Source organism: Pontibacter ramchanderi (genome assembly GCF_002846395.1).
In the GTDB taxonomy this organism is placed as follows: domain Bacteria; phylum Bacteroidota; class Bacteroidia; order Cytophagales; family Hymenobacteraceae; genus Pontibacter; species Pontibacter ramchanderi.
The window spans coordinates 1-2590 of the sequence record NZ_PJMU01000011.1; the positions used below are offsets into that span (position 1 = coordinate 1).

The following is a 2590-nucleotide window of genomic DNA, read 5'->3' on the forward strand; positions in this document are numbered from 1 at the left end:
TGAGTTTACGGAGGACATAGTATAAAAACTGGCTACAACACAACACAGGCATCATGTTCGGCTTATGCCTCACCCGTTGCCTGTCCGAGACCGTTGGCACATATTTGAAAGTATGAAACCAGTAGTTTTTATAGTCTTAATCTTCATACTATCTTCCTGTGAGAACAGAGAAGTAAAATACTCAGGCTTAAATGATTTAGCGGTAGGAACTCAACAAGTCGTACTCTATGATAATAATGAATTTTACTTAGAGCTTAGTCTTGGGGGAGCGAAAGGAACCTATGAAATCAAGAATGACACCGTGCATCTTACCTATAATGATAAACCTAAAAACTGGCCAGAAAAACTACTGATTACTGACAGCTACTTTATAACCTTAAACAAGGACAGTTCAATAGAACCAATAAGAATCAAAAGGTAAACTACAAAAGAAAAACAGGTGCCAACAAGGCATATAAGCCATACCTCGGCTTCGCCTCGTTCGCCTTCTACACTAGACGTTAGCGTTAATTCAACAAATAAAGCCTCAACTTAGCATAAAGAAGAAAGAATGGGTCTTTTTTACGAAGCAACAACTAAGGAATTACTCGAAGCTAGAAATCAACTTATTCTTGAGATAGGAATTCCTTTATTGGAGAAAAAAGGCTTTAAGAAGACACCATTTTCAACGTCATGGTTTGGCAGGGACAATTTGCATGGTTACATCTATGAATTATGTAGATTAACACCTGAATCTGAGTTACAGGTAATTGAGATACAGATAGTCAGAGGTGACAAATGGATAAAGTTTATTTTAAATATCTTTAAGCTGAATCCGAACCCTGAATCATTAGACCAACTGATTGGTGTGGATGGACTTCAGTATAAGCTTCCACCTAATAGTATGACAGAAATGCATCTGGGGATTGATAATATTAAAGGCCCTCCTTTGTTTGATTATAATTTTATGTTTAGAAAGCATAAAATAGGAAGTTTTTATACGAAGAGTGGTTTAGACAAAAGGATAAAGCAATTAAGAAAAATCATAGAGAAAGATTTAGATAATATTGAACACTTTGTCGATAGGTGGCATGAAATGCATGAACCTTTAGTAACTACATGGGAAGGACACCTAATTGAAGGCAAATAATTAAAATCATTAATTCATAAAAAGAACTTGCGCTAACCACACCTTTACGGAAGCTACGCCACCGTAAAGCCAAGTCCGTTATATGCCACTTAAAGTATAGAAAAACATCAGAACTGATTTAGAAATAGGGCGTCAAGTTTGTACAAGCCTTCCTGATAAAATGAAACTAGGATGGGCAGGACTTATACTGTCTTGCTTTAACAACTACATCAAAGATTTGCCGACTGTCATTCGTGACTTATACCTAATTATCGATAATGAAGACAGGTGGGCAGAAGCGCACGAACAATTCACTAAGATTCGGCAGTTCGGGTTAAGCAATAAGGATTTTCAGCCAGAGTCATACCTACAGTTAGCTGAGAAAGTAGCTAAAGTGACTTACAATGCATCTGGCGAACCAGCACCATTTGATAGTGACAGCTGTTGGCATATACCAAGTTTAGCTCTTCAGTTGGCAAGGCAGTTTGGAGATAAGCGGCTAGAAGAGGAAGTGGACGTGACTGTTTACCTCTTTAGCCGAAATAAAAGATTTAAAGAAAACATCAAGGCTGCAAGTGACTTCTTGCTCTACAAAAGAATAGATGAAATACTTTGGTATGACTGGGACCCGATAGCTATAAACAATGTAGCTCCGAGAGATGAATATCAAGCTTATGTCCCTGAAGTTTATAACCTGAGAAAGTCAGGTGCTACCAGAGGCGAAATCGCTCAACACCTTCACGAATTGGAGAACAAAAAAATGGGCATGGATGGGGATTTAGAGAGGTGCTTAGAGATTGCTGATAAAATACTTCAAGCATAGGAATAAAAAGAAAAGCAGCATATAACAAGGTGCAGCTCTTATGCTCGGCTACGCCTCGCCCATCAGCTGCACAAGACGTTGGGAGGTATAAGAATTAAGAAATGAAGAAAATATACACCGTGTTCTTTGTGTTGCTTTTGATAAGCTGTAGTGTAAAAGAAACCGAGAAAGAACCTGTTGTGCAGCATCAAGATAACACATCTTCTCCAGCAGTTGAATCACAGCAATCAGGTGCACAATCTTTATTGACTAAAGAAGATATAAAAGGTATATGGACTTCAGGAGAATCTGAGAATGCAAGCTTTAATATTGAAGAAGACTCGATATTGTTTGTAGACACATTTGAATACTTAAAATACGAATTCAGAAATGATACTCTGATATACCTTGATGATAATATTCCCTTTTTTAAAATAAGGGTAATAAAAGCGGACAAAGATTCTTTAGTGCTTTCCAACGAAGATGGAATTCGTAGATTGTGGAGATTTAAAGATTAGAAGTTGATACAAAATTGCATCTCCCAACAACACCTATAAAGTAGCTGCGCCACTTCATAGCCCAGCACGTTAAGTCAAATGATAAAATATTAAATGAAATACAGCTTCCAAACCAGACTTAGCCGATTAGAACTTCATGATTCTTCTATTGAAAAGCTAGAG

Annotated in this window: 4 protein-coding genes; all 4 read left to right on the forward strand. The window is 37.3% G+C overall.

The genetic code is table 11. The annotated features are described in order from the left end of the window. Nucleotides 1-112 precede the first annotated feature (112 nt). The 4 genes from BD749_RS19145 to BD749_RS19160 all read left to right on the forward strand — a co-directional run bounded on the left by BD749_RS19145 (nucleotide 113) and on the right by BD749_RS19160 (nucleotide 2428). Nucleotides 113-421 carry a hypothetical protein gene (locus BD749_RS19145; RefSeq protein WP_143741293.1) on the forward strand — a complete coding sequence of 103 codons (309 nt, stop codon included), beginning with the start codon at nucleotides 113-115 and terminating at the stop codon, nucleotides 419-421. Nucleotides 422-550: 129 nt separating this feature from the next. Continuing rightward, nucleotides 551-1129 carry a hypothetical protein gene (locus BD749_RS19150; RefSeq protein ID WP_101447514.1) on the forward strand — a complete coding sequence of 193 codons (579 nt, stop codon included), beginning with the start codon at nucleotides 551-553 and terminating at the stop codon, nucleotides 1127-1129. A 160-nt stretch (nucleotides 1130-1289) separates the two neighbouring features. Further along, nucleotides 1290-1931, forward strand: coding sequence for a hypothetical protein (locus tag BD749_RS19155; RefSeq protein ID WP_101447516.1), 642 nt, complete (start codon nucleotides 1290-1292; stop codon nucleotides 1929-1931). A gap of 101 nt (nucleotides 1932-2032) precedes the next feature. Next, nucleotides 2033-2428: a hypothetical protein gene (locus BD749_RS19160; protein ID WP_101447518.1), complete on the forward strand. Its 396-nt coding sequence runs from the start codon at nucleotides 2033-2035 to the stop codon at nucleotides 2426-2428. Nucleotides 2429-2590: the final 162 nt, after the last annotated feature.